The 15,783-nt window shown below is 44.9% G+C and carries 13 protein-coding genes; 7 read left to right on the plus strand and 6 right to left on the minus strand.

Going from position 1 to position 15,783, the window contains the following annotated elements:
- Positions 1 to 262 precede the first annotated feature (262 nt).
- A complete protein-coding gene (locus tag AC5JPT_RS07415) occupies positions 263 to 1,603 on the plus strand; it encodes an oxygenase MpaB family protein (protein WP_493857651.1) in 1,341 nt (446 codons plus the stop codon).
- A gap of 147 nt (positions 1,604 to 1,750) precedes the next feature.
- On the opposite strand, the gene AC5JPT_RS07420 is transcribed toward AC5JPT_RS07415, so the two are convergent.
- Positions 1,751 to 2,485, minus strand: coding sequence for an NUDIX hydrolase (locus tag AC5JPT_RS07420; protein ID WP_493857652.1), 735 nt, complete (start codon positions 2,483 to 2,485; stop codon positions 1,751 to 1,753).
- Between the two features lie 628 nt (positions 2,486 to 3,113).
- Between AC5JPT_RS07420 and AC5JPT_RS07425 the strand changes: the two genes are divergently transcribed.
- The 3 genes from AC5JPT_RS07425 to AC5JPT_RS07435 all read left to right on the plus strand — a co-directional run bounded on the left by AC5JPT_RS07425 (position 3,114) and on the right by AC5JPT_RS07435 (position 6,007).
- On the plus strand, positions 3,114 to 3,929 hold the full coding sequence (locus AC5JPT_RS07425; RefSeq protein WP_493857653.1) for an SDR family oxidoreductase: 816 nt from the start codon (positions 3,114 to 3,116) through the stop codon (positions 3,927 to 3,929).
- Positions 3,922 to 5,205 carry an AGE family epimerase/isomerase gene (locus AC5JPT_RS07430; protein ID WP_493857654.1) on the plus strand — a complete coding sequence of 428 codons (1,284 nt, stop codon included), beginning with the start codon at positions 3,922 to 3,924 and terminating at the stop codon, positions 5,203 to 5,205. Before AC5JPT_RS07425 ends, AC5JPT_RS07430 begins: the two co-directional genes overlap by 8 nt.
- Before the next feature lie 238 nt (positions 5,206 to 5,443).
- Positions 5,444 to 6,007 (plus strand): NUDIX hydrolase, encoded by a 564-nt coding sequence (locus AC5JPT_RS07435; RefSeq protein ID WP_493857655.1) that lies wholly within the window; start codon positions 5,444 to 5,446, stop codon positions 6,005 to 6,007.
- A gap of 70 nt (positions 6,008 to 6,077) precedes the next feature.
- Here AC5JPT_RS07435 and AC5JPT_RS07440 read toward each other — a convergent pair whose 3' ends face one another.
- Positions 6,078 to 9,158, minus strand: coding sequence for an insulinase family protein (locus tag AC5JPT_RS07440; protein WP_493857656.1), 3,081 nt, complete (start codon positions 9,156 to 9,158; stop codon positions 6,078 to 6,080).
- A 373-nt stretch (positions 9,159 to 9,531) separates the two neighbouring features.
- Here AC5JPT_RS07440 and AC5JPT_RS07445 point away from each other — a divergent pair, with 373 nt between their 5' ends.
- Together AC5JPT_RS07445 and AC5JPT_RS07450 are read left to right on the plus strand one after the other, a co-directional pair.
- Positions 9,532 to 9,993, plus strand: a complete 462-nt coding sequence (locus AC5JPT_RS07445; protein WP_493857657.1) for a universal stress protein — start codon at positions 9,532 to 9,534, stop codon at positions 9,991 to 9,993.
- A 141-nt stretch (positions 9,994 to 10,134) separates the two neighbouring features.
- Complete coding sequence (locus AC5JPT_RS07450) at positions 10,135 to 10,596, plus strand: universal stress protein (RefSeq protein ID WP_057761630.1); 462 nt, start codon at positions 10,135 to 10,137, stop codon at positions 10,594 to 10,596.
- Between the two features lie 96 nt (positions 10,597 to 10,692).
- Here the strand turns inward: AC5JPT_RS07450 and AC5JPT_RS07455 are convergent, their stop codons facing one another.
- Entirely contained in the window at positions 10,693 to 11,628 is a 936-nt protein-coding gene (locus AC5JPT_RS07455) for a LysR substrate-binding domain-containing protein (protein WP_493857658.1), read from the minus strand.
- A 230-nt stretch (positions 11,629 to 11,858) separates the two neighbouring features.
- Between AC5JPT_RS07455 and AC5JPT_RS07460 the strand changes: the two genes are divergently transcribed.
- Complete coding sequence (locus tag AC5JPT_RS07460; RefSeq protein WP_493857659.1) at positions 11,859 to 12,983, plus strand: YeiH family protein; 1,125 nt, start codon at positions 11,859 to 11,861, stop codon at positions 12,981 to 12,983.
- 194 nt (positions 12,984 to 13,177) lie between these two features.
- On the opposite strand, the gene AC5JPT_RS07465 is transcribed toward AC5JPT_RS07460, so the two are convergent.
- From AC5JPT_RS07465 to AC5JPT_RS07475, 3 genes are all read right to left on the minus strand, one after another.
- On the minus strand, positions 13,178 to 13,387 hold the full coding sequence (locus AC5JPT_RS07465; RefSeq protein ID WP_045453470.1) for a cold-shock protein: 210 nt from the start codon (positions 13,385 to 13,387) through the stop codon (positions 13,178 to 13,180).
- A gap of 243 nt (positions 13,388 to 13,630) precedes the next feature.
- On the minus strand, positions 13,631 to 14,053 hold the full coding sequence (locus AC5JPT_RS07470) for a YbaN family protein (protein ID WP_493857660.1): 423 nt from the start codon (positions 14,051 to 14,053) through the stop codon (positions 13,631 to 13,633).
- A 346-nt stretch (positions 14,054 to 14,399) separates the two neighbouring features.
- Positions 14,400 to 15,347, minus strand: coding sequence for a DUF2971 domain-containing protein (locus tag AC5JPT_RS07475; RefSeq protein WP_493857661.1), 948 nt, complete (start codon positions 15,345 to 15,347; stop codon positions 14,400 to 14,402).
- Positions 15,348 to 15,783: the final 436 nt, after the last annotated feature.

Here is a 15,783-nt window from a genome sequence, read left to right on the forward strand (position 1 = left end):
TATCATACAGAAATCGATAAGCTAAAAAATGGCTCGAATTTCGGTCTTGCTAGCGAAAAAAAACTTGTGCAACACTGCTATCACTATTGAATGAAAGGCACTATACCAAATATCGTATCAAACACTATATTAAGCAGACGCAAAGACAGCTGGATGCATCAATTCGGTTTTATGAGGGATCGCTATAGACGGCTTTGATGTTGCAGATATTAGATCTATAGCTAAATCAAGCTATAACTTAATCATAAAGGCACTTGATCATATGAGTAAGAAAACCACCAATACTGCAAGTATCTCAACACAACCTCATCATCAATCAAAAGAACCCTATCAGCGTCACGGGCGCACCACTGCCACCAATGATCATAGTGATTTGCAGGTTTTAAAGCGGATCAAACGGTATCTATTACCGAAAGACTTTGCAATATCGCCTACCCTGCTTGATGAAATAGTTGCCGGCTACGATATTGGTGATCCGCTTGCAGATGCACTAGCCGCTGAGAACATTCGTTTTGCAAAGCCTTTGCAGCAGGTTATTCTTGGTGACGATATATCTGGCGACCACTTAGCTCACCCCTCATTTAGTACATTAGCCGAGCAGTTCAGTACGCATCCTGACTGGTTCGACCCCAAACTTGCTCAGATTGGTGCCGTTGCTTACAGACGCTATCCGTTGATGCTCATTTGGCTACTGCGTAATGTGGCACTCATGGCAGGCTATAGTATTCCCGCCCTATCATTGCCACTGATTCAGACTGGCGCACTGATGCATGACGCACTGCCGCGACTCATGCGCACCTATGCCTATATCTTGGCCGTGTCTGAGCATCCGCAGTTAGATATAAGTACGCGTAATCATCATAACGCTATTGATCAAGTATTGGCCATCGGCTCTGAAGGCTGGCGACAGTCCATCAAAGTACGTCAAATTCATACTTTGGTACGTCAGAACTTACTCAAAGGTAAGGGCAATGCCGCGACAGGTGTGATACCAAATGCTGACCAGCATCATAATCCTGATGGCAGCTGGAACACCGATTATTGGGGCGTGCCCATCAATCAAACCGATATGATTGCCACACACTTACAGTTTTCTCTATTGATTATGCGCGGTCTACGACTGCTGGGTGCCCGTATTAGCACCGAGGAAGCAGAAGGTATCTTGCATTTATGGAATCTTGCCAGCTATTGGATGGGCGTTGATTTAGATCGTCTGCCGAAAGATGAAGCAGCCTGCTGGGAATGGCTCTATACCTACCTATCCATTCAGCAGCTTGATTTTAAGATGGGGCAGCCACTTGCAAAAGCCTTGCATGATTTACCCCGTCAGCTCATGGGCGAGGACAATCGTCGTGGGCGGTTTGTGGAGATGGTAAACGCCAGTGTGACTCGTACCTTAGTCGGTGATGATATTGGCGATGGCTTAGATTTACCAAAATCAAAAATACGTTTTGGCGTATTGTCTTCAGTGCCTATTTTGTTTGCTCTAGATACCGCGCGAGGACACAACAAAAACATTGCCAATAAGTTAGAGGCGTTCCGTGCCAAACGCCAAGATAATATGAACTGGTGGCTCAAGAAAAACGACGATTACTATAAATAAAGCGGTCTATAAGACTCTAAATGATTTATCAAATATAGCAGCCGTACTTATATAGTATCATTTGGATAGTAGTACTTAGATAAGCAGCCCTATTTAAGTATAAACTCGTGAAGGAATGCTGTTGATGCTATAAATCTAAATGTTATATTATCGGTTGTTGTCCACGCGGTAATACCACTCTAACTGTCGATCGAACCCTGTCTCTAGCAGGTTAGCTATGACACGTCCTGTCAGCCCCCACACTGTCTCACCATCGACTTGCCAGCTCGGCGTCAATAAAGTCGCTATTTGATCTTGCATTTTATACTCTACCGCATACTCTACTGTGGGCTGAGTGACCAACGACTCAAAGTCCGCCCAAAAAATACGTGATATCTCTCCCACTTCGGGTACCAGTACCAAGCCTGGTGCAATAAGCGCAACGATAGGGCGTACACTCATACCGCTTTTGGACGTTTGGATAGGTAACTGTCCAAGCAGTTGGACTTTGTTAGGTGGTAATGCTGTTTCTTCACAGGCTTCACGCAGTGCTGTGACCACATTGTTGCCATCGCCTCGATCATGTTTGCCACCCACACAAGACACCTCGCCCGCATGACTGTTCATATGGGCGGCGCGGCGTGTCAATAGTAGTTTTGGTCTACGCTCATGAGTGATCGCGACCAGTATTGAGGCATCAGCAATGGGTGTCTGGTACAAGCTATCTAAAATGCGCGTACTGTGTGAGGTGTTGTGCGCTTCATACATCGCTGGGCTGGTAAGCGTGTTTAGGGTCTCATGTTGCACACGCTCAGCCAATTTTCTGAGTGTGGGATGTCGTATAAAGCTCGGTACAGCAACGCTAAACTTGTTAAAGAAATCAATATTTTCGGGTATGGTCATTATCAAATCCTATGAGTGGTCATCTTCATATTATTCATGAAAATACCTGTGCCAGCATACTAGTATACTAGTATACCTGTTGCTAGTATGGCAGCCTTTCTTATTAGTCCGATGATTGCTTTAGTAGATGCATCTCATATTGTTGTCGTTTCAGGCAAAGTGCGACTTATTAACGTATCGGCTGATTGCTATACATATATCCGGCAACTATGATAAATATAAAATTTCTTGCCGCTTATGTATATCCTTTGTTATGTAGACTGAGTCTCTATCAAAGTGAATCTTTCAACCAAATGACTGTTTTTTGCTGTGTCTTTACACCTTTTTAAATTACTCAATGCCTTATCCCATTCACTTTAGATGGTAATAGGTTTATTGAATGAGACTTTCTCAATATCCTTTTTGCTTGATATTCGTTCATGGTAATAAGTCTCATAACCGCATTTTTACATTACCAAACATTAACCGATTAATGTTTCATTAAATGCGTTTGGCTACTATGATAGATCCCAACAAGATAACGATACTGGCATCCTAAAATAGCACTATAAAAATATTGATACCAGCATCCTTGTCTTGTTGTGATGACAATAAATAAAACACCTAATAAGAACGAAGGATACAAATTATGACCGATAAAATCGATAACCTGATGCCACCTGCTGAATATATCAATGACGACTATAAAGGCTCAGATAAACTCAAAGACAAGCGCGTCTTGATTACTGGCGGCGACAGCGGTATTGGACGTGCAGTGGCTCTGCACATGGCACGCGAAGGTGCCAAAGTCGCTATTCTTTATCACTCTGATGAAGACAGCGCGAACGAGACACGTGACGGTATTGAGGCAGAAGGCGCAGAAGCCCTGGTCTTACAAGGTGATACGGCCGACAGTAGTAGTTGCAAAGCAGCGGTAGACGCTGTCGTGGATCAATGGGGCGGCATCGATGTACTGGTCAACAACGCAGGCATGCAAAAGCCCTATCATGATTTGTCTGAGGTCAGTGATGAAGACTGGCAACAGCACTTTGATGTCAATATGGCAGGCATGTTTTATACCACCCGTGCAGCCCTTGAACATATGAAAGAAGGCGACAGCATTATCAACACCACATCCGTGAACGCCTATGTTGGTAACGATGTGCTAGTGCCATACACTGCAACCAAGGGCGCTATCGTTGGCTATACCCGCGCACTATCACAGCAACTATTGGATCGTGGTATCCGTGTTAACCAAGTGGCACCAGGTCCTGTGGTCAGTGAAATTCAGTTGGTATTCAAAGACTTTGACAAAGACATTCTAGAATCCATGTCCTCACCAATGGGCCGTATGGGTCAGCCACGCGAGATGGGAGCCGCTTACGTCTTCCTTGCTTGTCAGGACAGTAGCTTTGTCACTGGGCAGACGCTACATCTCAATGGCGGGATGATCACCAATGGCTAATACTGCTGATCACTCCGATCTTTTAGCTGCCTGCTGGGCAGATCGGGATACGCATCGCCGCTGGCTACTGGCTGAAGGGCAACGCTTGCTTGATCATTATGCCAAAGCACGCGTGCCGGCAGGGTTTGCTATTCTCGGTCAAGACGGCAATATGGTCGATGATACGGCAGATAGTGTCATTACGGCTAGAATGGTACATTGCTACGCGCTAGCAACGCTCATGGGACTGCCGGGGGCAGCCATACTATGTGATCACGGTATCGACGCACTGCTGGATGGGCCGCTACGAGATCAGGTATATGATGGCTGGTTCAGCAATGCGTCCTCTACGCTTGACAATCCATCGCGCAAAAATGCCTATTTGCATGCCTTTGTTGCGCTTGCTGGCGCGTCTGCTAGTATCGCAGATCGTCCACGTGGTACAGAGCTAATGGAAGCTGCGATAACCGTTATTGATCAGCATTTTTGGTTAGAAGATGAGCAATCTATGCTACCCTCTTTTGCCGCTGACTGGTCTGATCCTGAAGATTATCGCGGTGCCAATTGCAACATGCATACTACCGAGGCTTGCTTAGCCTTGGCAGATGCCACGGGTGAGACGCGTTGGCTTGATCGCACGCTACATCTAGCCAAGCGTTTTGGCCATGATATCCCTAAGACTTATGATACGCGTTTGCCTGAGCATTTTGATGGCAAGTGGAACCTATTGCCTGATTACGATGCCAATGAGCCTTCTGATGACTTGCGGCCTTGGGGACTGACACCCGGTCATTTTGCAGAATGGGCAGGATTATTGCTAAAAGTTGAGTCTGCTTGTATGGCACGTGATTATAAAGTGCCTGATTGGCTGCTACCTGATGCCATTGCGTTGTTTGACAGTTCTATTGATCGCGGCTGGGCACCTGATGGTAAGCCCGGTATGGTCTATACCATTGGCTGGGAAGATGAGATTTCAATCGCTAATCGTCCTTATTGGGTACAGGCTGAAATGGCTAACACGGCGCTGATGCTGACTCGCCGTACGGATGATTCACGCTTTGACCATTACTACCGCTTGGCTTGGGATTATATTGCCAGTACCTTGATTGATCTTGAGCACGGTGGCTGGCGTCATGAAGTGGATGCAGACGGCAATTTAAGTACGGTCGTATATCCGACGCGCGAAGATCTCTATCATGACTTTCAAGCCACTGTAACGCCATTGATTCCTATCTCTGCATCGGTAGCTGGTGGACTACGCACACAAATGCTCGAAACAAAAACTCAGTTCCTATGACCTAATCCCTATATAGGATATACTCAATAAAAACGCTCTAATGGCGATTGCAACGCGCTGTCAGAGCGTTTTTTTGTAATCGTAAAAATTAAATAAAATAGCTTTTATCATTAAAAGTAAAAGGATATGCTTGGAAGCATTTTCCACTATCGTTGCTGTATACAAAAGCAAACATCAGAATAGCAAAAAAAATCTTAAGATAAGTGAACATATAATATTTTCTAATAAGGTAGTCGATATGAGCTATTGTCTCCAATGCGGTCATAAAGCAGAACGAAAAATCCCACCTACAGACAATATGCCGCGCTTGGTGTGCCCTAATTGCCATTATATCCACTACGAAAACCCAAAAGTTATCTGCGGCTCACTAGTGGTACACGAAGATAAAGTACTACTATGCAGGCGAGCGATCGAACCTCAATATGGCTTGTGGACCATACCTGCAGGTTTTATGGAAAATGGCGAAACCATGGCCGAGGGTGCAGCACGCGAGAGCTACGAAGAAGCTGATGCCACCGTGATACATCCGCATCTATACTGTGTTTACGACCTGCCAGATATTGGACAGATTTACTCGATTTATTTGGGAAATCTAAAAGACGGTGCTTATGGTACTGGTTCAGAGAGCCTTGAATGTGCGCTATTTAGTGAAGAAGAGATTCCATGGGACGAGCTGGCTTTTGAAGCCATCCGCCGCACCCTAAGGAGCTATTTTGATGATCGTAAGCAGTTTGACGAATGGTCCGACTTCCCAGTTCACCAAGAAAAAATTGGTAAGGATTTGAGCATCAAGCGCTATTAATTCATATACTAAATCACAAAAAGCCAAGCATGATGCTTGGCTTTTTATTGTTGATAGCAGTCTTGCTGATTTAGCTCTTGATTTTGCAAACCTCAAAGCCCAGACCTTTTACCGTCTCTTCTTTGTCATAAGGGGCTAGCACTGCACGTACGTGTTTTTGACCCTGCAGATATTGCTTAGCAACACGCTGCAAATCATCAATGGTCACGGCCAAAATCGCAGCGCGCATTTTACGCTGCCAGTCAGCACCGCGATGATGTAAGTTGGCAAAGCATGCTTTGATTGCTTCCCCTGCAGGAGAGCCTGGCTTATCCATACCTGAGATAATCCCTAAGATTGCCTCTTCCAACTGCTCATCGGTTTGTGGTTCATTCATGACCCACTCGATACTGGCCTCAAAGTGCTCAAAAGTCTCTGCACACTGCGGATCGCGGTAACTAAAGAACTTAAACGCACATGCATTGGCGTCATAGCCTGCACCGCCGCCATACGCACCGCCGCGCTCACGAATCGCACTGTGCAAGTAGCCGTTACGCAGATACGGCGCTAATACCATCAGAGCCGCAGTATCAGGATGATCAGCCGCTGGTACTGTATAGGCGCTAGCATTATGATAGACATTGGTTGGCACCAGCCACGCTAGATCTGCAACATCGAGCACATCGTTTTTAACATCGTCGCCACTCTCTAATGCCTTGACTGCATCAGTCTCACCATTTAAAGCGGTAGCTAACTGCAGATTTGCAAACTCACTAGGAATATTTGCTTTAGTATCAGTTACTTTTTCAGTAGACGTTGCTGCTTGGCTATCTGTCCAGCTATCGACGATTAAGCTGCTCAAACGTTCTGTTTGCTCGGCTTCACAGATAATAACGGCATGCTTAGGTAAGCTGATTAAGCGTTGATGTAAGTCCATCAAGCTGGTTGCCAACTGATCCCACTGTGCATCATCAGTACTCGCGTGCGTCAAGAAATCCTTGAGCGCATTTAGTGCTGGTAGACCACTACGTACATACTCTAGCTGCGCTTGACGACTCATACCGCGACTGGCAATTTGCATCGCATACGAGTGACCAGAGCCTGCTAGGTTTGACTGCCAGCTGGCTTGACGCTGCTGTAAAATCTCTTTGATGCGGTCATGCTCAGTAAAGATACTGTGCTCCATGACTTCTTTGAGTAAATCAATCGCTTCAGGTTTGCGATTGAGCGCACGTGTTGCGACCACAAAGTAGCTACCGATGGACTGACTGTCATCAACATGGGTACGCTGGCTGATACGTGCTGTCACACCTGATGAGTGCGCGGCCTGCTTGGCTTGCATTTCATGGGCACTGAGCGAGTCAGTCCCTAGCTCAGACAGCAAACTCAGATAGATCGGCAGCAATGGATGATTGATGACATCATTCACTGGTAGCTCATCGGCGCTCGCGTTACCAATCGCCTCAGTTAACGGTACGATCACTTGGTAATAATACAGACCATTGGTGCCCGCTTCGTATTCAAATAAAGTACTGTCCTGCCCACTCAAGCGCACTTGTTTTTGTTTGCCTTCTTTAAAGCTAATATCCGCTGGTACGTCTTCTAGACCTACCTTTGGTAACAGGCTCAAATCATCGGGCGCGGCTTGACGCGCAGCCAAATCCAAGGCTTGTTGCTTCAAGATAGCCTTGTCATCAGCAGTCAAATCCATCGCTATGGTATCAAGGCGAGTCTGTTCAGCTGCTGCTAGACGGGCGGTTTTTTCGCTGTCAGGTGTCATCGTCACACGGACTCGATGCTGATTGTCTAGTAGATGCGTTTTGATCAAATTCGGTAGCCACTGCGGATCGACGACTTGCGCGCGTAGCCACTGTAGATGCTCGTCTACTTCCCATACATCGATAGGATTGCCATCATGGATAGCGGTGCTAAAGCCTTCTAGCATAAGGTTTAGACCATAAGGCACGCTATCACCACCAATATGACGCTGATCAATCTCAATCTGATGGAGGATGGTTTCGATCGTTTCATCATCGACTGGCGTGCTTGCCACTTCGGTCAGTAGATCGATGATACCTTGCTCTACCGCTTCGGCATGCTCAGGGTTAGAACCACGCAGTCCTGTATAAAACACCATTTCGTAATGGCTGTCATCAAGTCCCAACAACGGACTTGGGGCTTTACCCAGTGGGTGACTGTCAAGATAAGCACGTAGTGGTGAGCCTGAATGCTCAATCAACACGCCTTCCAGCAGACGTAATGCTAAGCGCTGCTTAGGATCGGTAATCGATGGTAGCAACCAAGCGACCACGTGATGGGTCTGATCTGGACCGGCTTCGTCAGCAGTATAAGTATCGACCGCACTGATTGGCGCAGACAAACGCTGCTCTGGGCGCGACACGTGCTTTTTGCCTGCTTCGAACTGAGTCAATGCGTCGTCATGTATTTTTGCTTGTGTCTCGGCAACAGGGATATTACCAAAGCTCATGATGACACTGTTTGACGGGTGATAGTGACTCTGATGGAACTCGGTCAGCTCAGTATGTGTCAGGTCAGGAATCTGGGCAGGATCACCACCTGAGTTATAGTGGTACGTCGTCGTTGGAAATACATGATGCGCCACCGTATGATAGAGCTGATCAATCTCGCCGCTCATAGCACCTTTCATCTCATTAAAGACAATGCCTTTAAACTGCGGTTTATCGTCTTCGTCCAGCTCTACACGGATGCCCTCTTGGGCAAAGTCGAGCGGATGAATGTTAGGAAAGAAGGACGCATCAAGGTATACAGACAGCAAATTAAAGTAGTCGTTTTTATTTTGCGTGGCATAGGGATAGGCTGTCCAATCCGCCGCGGTCATCGCATTCATAAACGTGTTCAATGAACGTTTTATCATTGAGAAGAATGGATCACGTACTGGGAATTTCTTAGAACCACATAATGCGACGTGCTCTAAAATATGCGCCTCGCCTTTTGAATCCATTGGCTGAGTACGAAAGCCCACCAAAAACGCATTTTCGTCACTTGGATGCGCGAGATGATAATGCATCGCGCCTGTTTTTACATGCTGACTGATCAGCACATCCATCGATAGCGCCTCAATGTGGCGATGCTCGAGCAGCTCAAATGCTGGATGCAGCGTTAAATCCGCAGTAAATGGGGTATCAGTCATAGTTATCCTTATCGCTTACAATGCGTATAGTGCCCTGACTATCAGGGTAAATAAAATGGTAATAATTACCGATATATCAGTTATAAAAAGTGGCTAAAAAGTCTTGGCTTAGCGCTATTAGTGGGGCTGCGGCATCGATAAGTCAAGTCGACTATCACGCAATAATCTATGAAATCGAACTCAGCAATCCTCTACCTATTAAAACAGCCCTAGCAAAACACAAAGGCAACAATAATCATAGATAAACAATGGTTGAGTCGCTTAACAAAAATAGCCTGCACTGCTACTATAAAAGTGGCTATTAAAAAGTAACTGCCAAGAAATAACTACCAAAAAGTGACTATTAGAAAGTAAACACCAAAAGGAGCCACTTATGAGCTATCAACACATTTTACTGGTGACTGACTTATTATCTGATGCCGACAAGGTCGCTCTAAAAACCAAACGTATCCTTGCAGGCTCGCCTGAGGCTAGGTTATCTGTTCTGCATATTGTTGAAGATGATATGGTGCGCTTCGGTTACGAGCTGGTTCCTTCATCTAGTCTTTCGGGCGATTTCGATGGCGAAAAATGGCAAGAAGCACGCGCTAAACTGGCACGCTTCCTTGAGTATAATGAGTTAGAAGTCGCTAACTCTGAAGTGACTGCTGCTATCTCTAACAGTAAAGGTATCGTTAACTACTGCAATAAAAAAGAGGTCGACTTACTCATTATCGGGCGGCATGACCGTCAAGGTATCGCCGCTTGGTTGGTGCGCGCGACCGCCGATAGTATATTGCCAAACATCTCTTGCGACAGTTTGGTTGTTAAACTTAGCGAACCCGTATCGGAATAAGCAGTGTATTGAGTCTTTGGTTTGATAAATATTAATACACCTGAACTCATATTACGGAGAGCCTCAAAGATAGACAAGCACCACTTAACAGCGCTCTATAGTAGTGCTATAGTAAATACTATCTGACATGAGGAAGACGCTATGAGTTACGAACATATACTACTGGTCACTGACTTACTCTCTGATGCGGATATCGTCGCGCAAAAAGCCAAGCGTATCGTTGAAAACCGCCCAGGATCTAAGCTATCGGTGCTACACATCGTAAAAGATACGATGGTTGGTTTTGGTTACGAGCTGGTACCCGCCTCCAGCCTATATGATGAGATTGACGATGAGCGTTGCCAAGAAGCACGCGCTAAGCTGGCACAATTCTTAGAACGCAATCAGCTGAACGCGGCAACGTCAGAAGTTACTACGGCGATCTCTAGTAGTGAAGGTATCGTCAGTTACTGCCACAAACACGATGTAGACCTATTGGTCATCGGTCGTCATAAGCGCACTGGTATCGCGGCATGGATCAGTGGCGCGACAGCAGATAATATTTTACCCAACGTACCTTGCGATAGCTTTGTGGTGAGACTAGACAAGCCCGTCTCGGCATAGCGTTGAGCCACAACGCTCTGGTATGAGTGACATATACAATGAAAAGCGCAGCGCCGAGATAGACGTTGCGCTTTTTTATGGGTTACGCTTTCTTATTCACCTCTGCTGAATAATATCTATAAAGGTTTGCCAAATGGGACTTTGATGTCTTGCCTTGTGCCAGACCAGCCACCACGTCCGTGACAAATCAATCCCAGCAACATCGACTCTTACGAGCGCCCCTGTCGCAAGCTCTGTCTCAATCACATGCTGTGATAGACAGCCAAGTCCAATATCTGCACTCACCATATGCTTGATGGCCTCTGACTGATGTATCGCCTTAACCACCTCGGCATTGGGTAGATATTTTAGCAACTGCTCATCGATAATTTGCCGTGTGCCCGACCCTGCTTCACGTACCAATAACGGTAACTGTTCGAGCTGCTCAATAGTCAGACGGTAGCCATCCTCGTCTTGATGATATATAGCGATATCCTTTAGCCATTTGCTATCACGTTTGGCAAATATCATCAGCGTATCTGTTCGCCACTCGCGCAGTTCAATAGCTTTCATATCTATCGGTCGCGGCATCCCTTCTACTAGCGCAATGTCAATATTTAACTGCTCAACCTCACCCACGACCTCTTGTGTGTTGGCAATATACATATCGACATTGGCATCTGGCAGCGCCTCATAGAGCTTACCAAGCAATGACGGCAGTACATAGTTGCCGATTGTGGTACTCGCCCCAATATGAATCTGTCCTGCTTGGTACTGATGATAATGCTCAAGCGTGAGTGACTGTCCTAGGATGGCTTGCGCTTGTACATAAATAGGATGCGCATTGGGGTGTTGATTGAGTCTGCGACCAACCCGCTCAAACAATGGCATCTGTAGTCTAGACTCAAGCTCTGTCAACGCGCTACTGACTGCTGATTGTGATAGATGCAGCGCCTCACTGGCGCGGCTGGTACTTCCTGTCTGATAAATACTGACAAAAACCGCGAGCTGCTTGAGCGTAATCTTTGGTAATGTTTGCACAGATTTTTTCATGACATCGATGGCCTTGCGTCAGTTTTTGAATGCTCTTATAGGTTAAGTAGACTTAGTATGTAGCAGCAGCCTTTTCTCAATACTATTAAAGTTCATTGATAAAAATACTTTAACCTAAAAAATCGATAGTTTGTATCTTATATATCTGTTTTTATTATAAATGTAGTGGGCATATACTGTCTATTTATAAGCTCATGCTTATTTTACTATCAGTAATAGGGTACCGCGTCATGCATACACTACTCCAATCAATTAGTAGCTCAGCTCATAACTACGTCCCGAGCCAACGTCACTTGGCGGGTTTGGCTGTGGTATTGATCGGTAGTTTGTTCTGCTTATGGTTGGATAGCAGTCTGGATGTGTGGTCGAACGGACGCATTATTGGCTTGTCATCCTTAACGCTTGCGATATTGCTTGGTATGATATTGGGCAATACTATCTACCCCAAATTCACTGAACGTTTAAACGGCGGCGTATGCTTTGCAAAAGGTCAGATATTGCGACTGGCCATCATGTTTTATGGGTTTAAGCTGACCATGACACAAGTAGCAAGCGTTGGTATGCCAGCGATTGCGACCGATGCTCTGGTACTGACGTCTACGTTTTTATTAACCTACTGGCTAGGTACTAGATGGCTAAAAGTCGATAAAGAAACCGTCATTCTGATTGGCTCAGGGGCAAGTATTTGCGGCGCCGCTGCCGTCATTGCCGCAGAGCCAGTCGTCAATGCCCAAGCACACAAAGTCACTATCGCCGTGGCAACCGTCGTGGTTTTTGGCACTATCGCGATGCTAATCTACCCTTTTCTCTATCATCTGGGCTGGCTACAACCTTGGCTGAGCGCCCAACAATATGGCATGTATACAGGTTCTACTGTCCATGAGGTGGCGCAGGTCGTGGTCGCTGGTAATGCCATCAACACTGAGATCGGTGACACTGCTGTTGTGACCAAGATGATACGCGTCATGATGCTCGCGCCTTTCTTACTCGTGTTATCTTTTGCACTAACCAAAGATTGCACCGTAGATAATGCCATTTCAGAAGATAAGAGCAATAAAAGCGAGACAGCATCATTTGTAAGCCGCGTCAAACAAGTCAAGGTGCCATGGTTCGCGTTTATCTTTATTGGCATTGTGTTGATACATACATGGGTACCCATGTCTGAGAGTATCGTGCGCAGTATGGTGATGTTAGATGATGTACTACTGACAATGGCGATGTTTGCGCTAGGTCTGACCACTCATCTAAGCGCTATCAAACAAGCTGGCGTCAAACCTTTAGTCTTAGGCGCAGTGATGTTTGGTTGGTTGTTGCTGGGCGGCGGTCTGATCAATATCAGTATCAGCTTGATATAAGAAGTCGATTTTACATTTTAGTGACTGCTATCACGCTCTATATCACAGCCCAATAAAAACACCGCCAACTATTTACACAGTTGGCGGTGTTGTTGTATCTGTTATATCATTTGACATCAAACAGTAGACGAAAAAAAACGAACCCGAAGGTCCGCTTTTCTACATCTATTCATCTATCTGTCTATAAAGACAAATTAGATAGCAACGATGTTATGTGCTTGTGGGCCTTTTTGGCCTTGAGTTACAGTGAACTCAACTTCTTGGCCTTCAGCCAAAGTTTTGAAACCTGAACCAGTGATTTCGCTGTAATGAGCAAAAACGTCTGCGCCAGTTTCTGGAGCGATAAAACCGAAACCTTTAGCTTCGTTGAACCACTTAACTGTACCTTTTTGAACGTCTGACATAGTATAATCCTACTTTTAAATTTATTAATGGTCTAGTGACCGGTAACGCTTGCAAATAGCTACTGAACGATAAATATTAAAACGAAGGATTATAACTAATACTACGAGGTAATGATTTGGTGCAGAACTGCTCTTAAGCTTGGGCGTATTATAAGGGGTACATCCTAGTATCGCAAGCCTTATCTCATCTTTCGTGTAACCAGCGCCATTTATTGACCACATTTGGTACAAATTGCAACAATTTTAGGCGTTTGGCAGACGGAATAAATATATCGCCACCCCGCTACAGACAGCGGCTACCAGCCATGCTATCCACATCATATCCGTAGGAAAGCGATAAAATAGCATCGCTGTTGACGCTGCCATCATGACCGTTGCCAGACACTTGGCATATAGAGGAACGGCATGACTCTCCTCCCAATCGCGGACGAATTTGCCAAAATACTTGTGATTGATCAGCCAAAAATGAAAGCGCTTAGAACTACGCGCCCAGCACCCTGCTGCTAGTAGTATGAATGGTGCTGTGGGCATCACTGGCAATAAGATACCGATAATCCCTAAAACAAAAAATATCCAGCCGAGCGTCACAAACGTCCAACGCATCATTGGGCTTTTGGATTGATTGGTCTTTGGCCTATGATAAAACGTTTTTTTATTATTGCTCATGACAGCCGTATCGTATGGTTAGCAGGTGAAATACAAAGAACGACATCAATCAACGCGATCATCTATCAGCGCTATCGATATCAGTCTAGATGAGCATTCATCATGCCTTAGACACTATAGGCACACAAGATTACTTTTGCGTCTTTAGTTTGTCTTTTGTTTCATATCCCGAGTTGTTTTCAGAAAAAAACCATTAATTAGGTCACTAACCGTACAAACCGCGCACCATTGCATAATGAGCGGTTTTTTATGTCTAAAGATCGATTACTTTTTTATAAGATCAAATGCGTCTCAATACTCGAATATCTTTAAGATTGTATTATTTAGCCTCGTAGGGGTTGACCCTTTATATCTTTCTTAATTGACACTCTGATTCACATATCTCAAAATCCAAATTATACCGACCTCTTAACAGCTCGATCCCCTTTCGTCTAAGGGTTGCATCGTCTGTCGGCGATATGATCACTTTGGTAATGCTCTTTAAGTCGATATGGACAGGAATATAAGGAATAATCACGCCTGATCTTGAGCGAAACTTAATCGATTTGTCGTGTTGGTTGATCACCGTCAGTATCAGTCTCTTCTCCTTCTCATCAGAGAACTGTGGGTTTCTTATCAGTGCAAACTCTGTTAGCGCCTCAAGTATAGAAGAGAACAGTAAGTCGGCGGTCGCATTATATCTATACTCGGTACCTGTCTTTCTGACCGCACTATGCTCTCTAATACTGCGCACGTTATTGACCAGTGCTTGTTTTCTATTTAAGAACACCTCTCTTATTTTATGTTTATCAAAATACCTTTTTATACTATTGGAGTAACTATAGATAATACTATCGAACCTATGATGCGCTTGAGAGTGTCTATTGAATTTATTGTATTTAAAACCATCTGACAGTACGTGCTCATCGAACTCTATACAGATACCGTCATTGTGCTCACAATAAGAAGTCCACTGTCTCAAATAGTCTTTGTTATGTGTAAAAGAGGTGATATAGAACTGCTGACTGAGCCCCACCAGCATCTCTAGCAGATAGTTGGTGAGCGACATCTCTGCATCCGCATCCAGACTGTAGTGATCGGTAGATATCTCTTGCAATCTTTCGATGATTTTTTGATAGTCCTGCGACATGGATTCAAATAACTTTTCGTCTTTTAGATTTTTTCTGACGTAATCAATACCTTTTTTCATTTCTTGATAATCATTTAAAAAAAAGATATTGGTCGCCCATATGCTTGAGTCATTGACTATACCCAAAAATCCAGCGGTACTCGTATAGTGATAGACTTTACTCATAACTTAACTCATTAGGTCTCACGTATAGATGACAGAGCATTGCTAGCTGTAATAATAAAGACAGACAAACCTTGTCGTTATATTCGACTTCAGTTTACTAATCATACCTTTTTTTGCCGAGATTTTCGATCGCTTATCAAAGGCATAACATATAACAACTGCACAAAGCATACCAACTCATGACTCAATCCAACACCTTGCATTACCGCTCATAGGTCGTCTATGATGAGGCAATAGTATATGGTAAAAGCTATCTACAGTAGCCGTTAGCGGTACTGATTCAGTAGCGCTACTGCTTAAAAATACTGTAATACCACTCAATCTTGTCGGGGTGCTTTGATTTTTACGTTTTAATGCCGTCAAAACCATCGCTGAGAGACACCCGTGAACCTGAAGCAGTTAGCACTGACGTAGGAAACAAGCATGACATACCTTA

The organism is Psychrobacter sp. H26, assembly GCF_059073035.1.

Coding starts and splice junctions, on each gene's coding strand:
- AC5JPT_RS07415 (WP_493857651.1), top strand. CDS start 263: ATGAGTAAGAAAACCACCAATACTGCAAGTATCTCAACACAACCTCAT.
- AC5JPT_RS07420 (WP_493857652.1), bottom strand. CDS start 2,485: ATGACCATACCCGAAAATATTGATTTCTTTAACAAGTTTAGCGTTGCT.
- AC5JPT_RS07425 (WP_493857653.1), top strand. CDS start 3,114: ATGACCGATAAAATCGATAACCTGATGCCACCTGCTGAATATATCAAT.
- AC5JPT_RS07430 (WP_493857654.1), top strand. CDS start 3,922: ATGGCTAATACTGCTGATCACTCCGATCTTTTAGCTGCCTGCTGGGCA.
- AC5JPT_RS07435 (WP_493857655.1), top strand. CDS start 5,444: ATGAGCTATTGTCTCCAATGCGGTCATAAAGCAGAACGAAAAATCCCA.
- AC5JPT_RS07440 (WP_493857656.1), bottom strand. CDS start 9,158: ATGACTGATACCCCATTTACTGCGGATTTAACGCTGCATCCAGCATTT.
- AC5JPT_RS07445 (WP_493857657.1), top strand. CDS start 9,532: ATGAGCTATCAACACATTTTACTGGTGACTGACTTATTATCTGATGCC.
- AC5JPT_RS07450 (WP_057761630.1), top strand. CDS start 10,135: ATGAGTTACGAACATATACTACTGGTCACTGACTTACTCTCTGATGCG.
- AC5JPT_RS07455 (WP_493857658.1), bottom strand. CDS start 11,628: ATGAAAAAATCTGTGCAAACATTACCAAAGATTACGCTCAAGCAGCTC.
- AC5JPT_RS07460 (WP_493857659.1), top strand. CDS start 11,859: ATGCATACACTACTCCAATCAATTAGTAGCTCAGCTCATAACTACGTC.
- AC5JPT_RS07465 (WP_045453470.1), bottom strand. CDS start 13,387: ATGTCAGACGTTCAAAAAGGTACAGTTAAGTGGTTCAACGAAGCTAAA.
- AC5JPT_RS07470 (WP_493857660.1), bottom strand. CDS start 14,053: ATGAGCAATAATAAAAAAACGTTTTATCATAGGCCAAAGACCAATCAA.
- AC5JPT_RS07475 (WP_493857661.1), bottom strand. CDS start 15,347: ATGAGTAAAGTCTATCACTATACGAGTACCGCTGGATTTTTGGGTATA.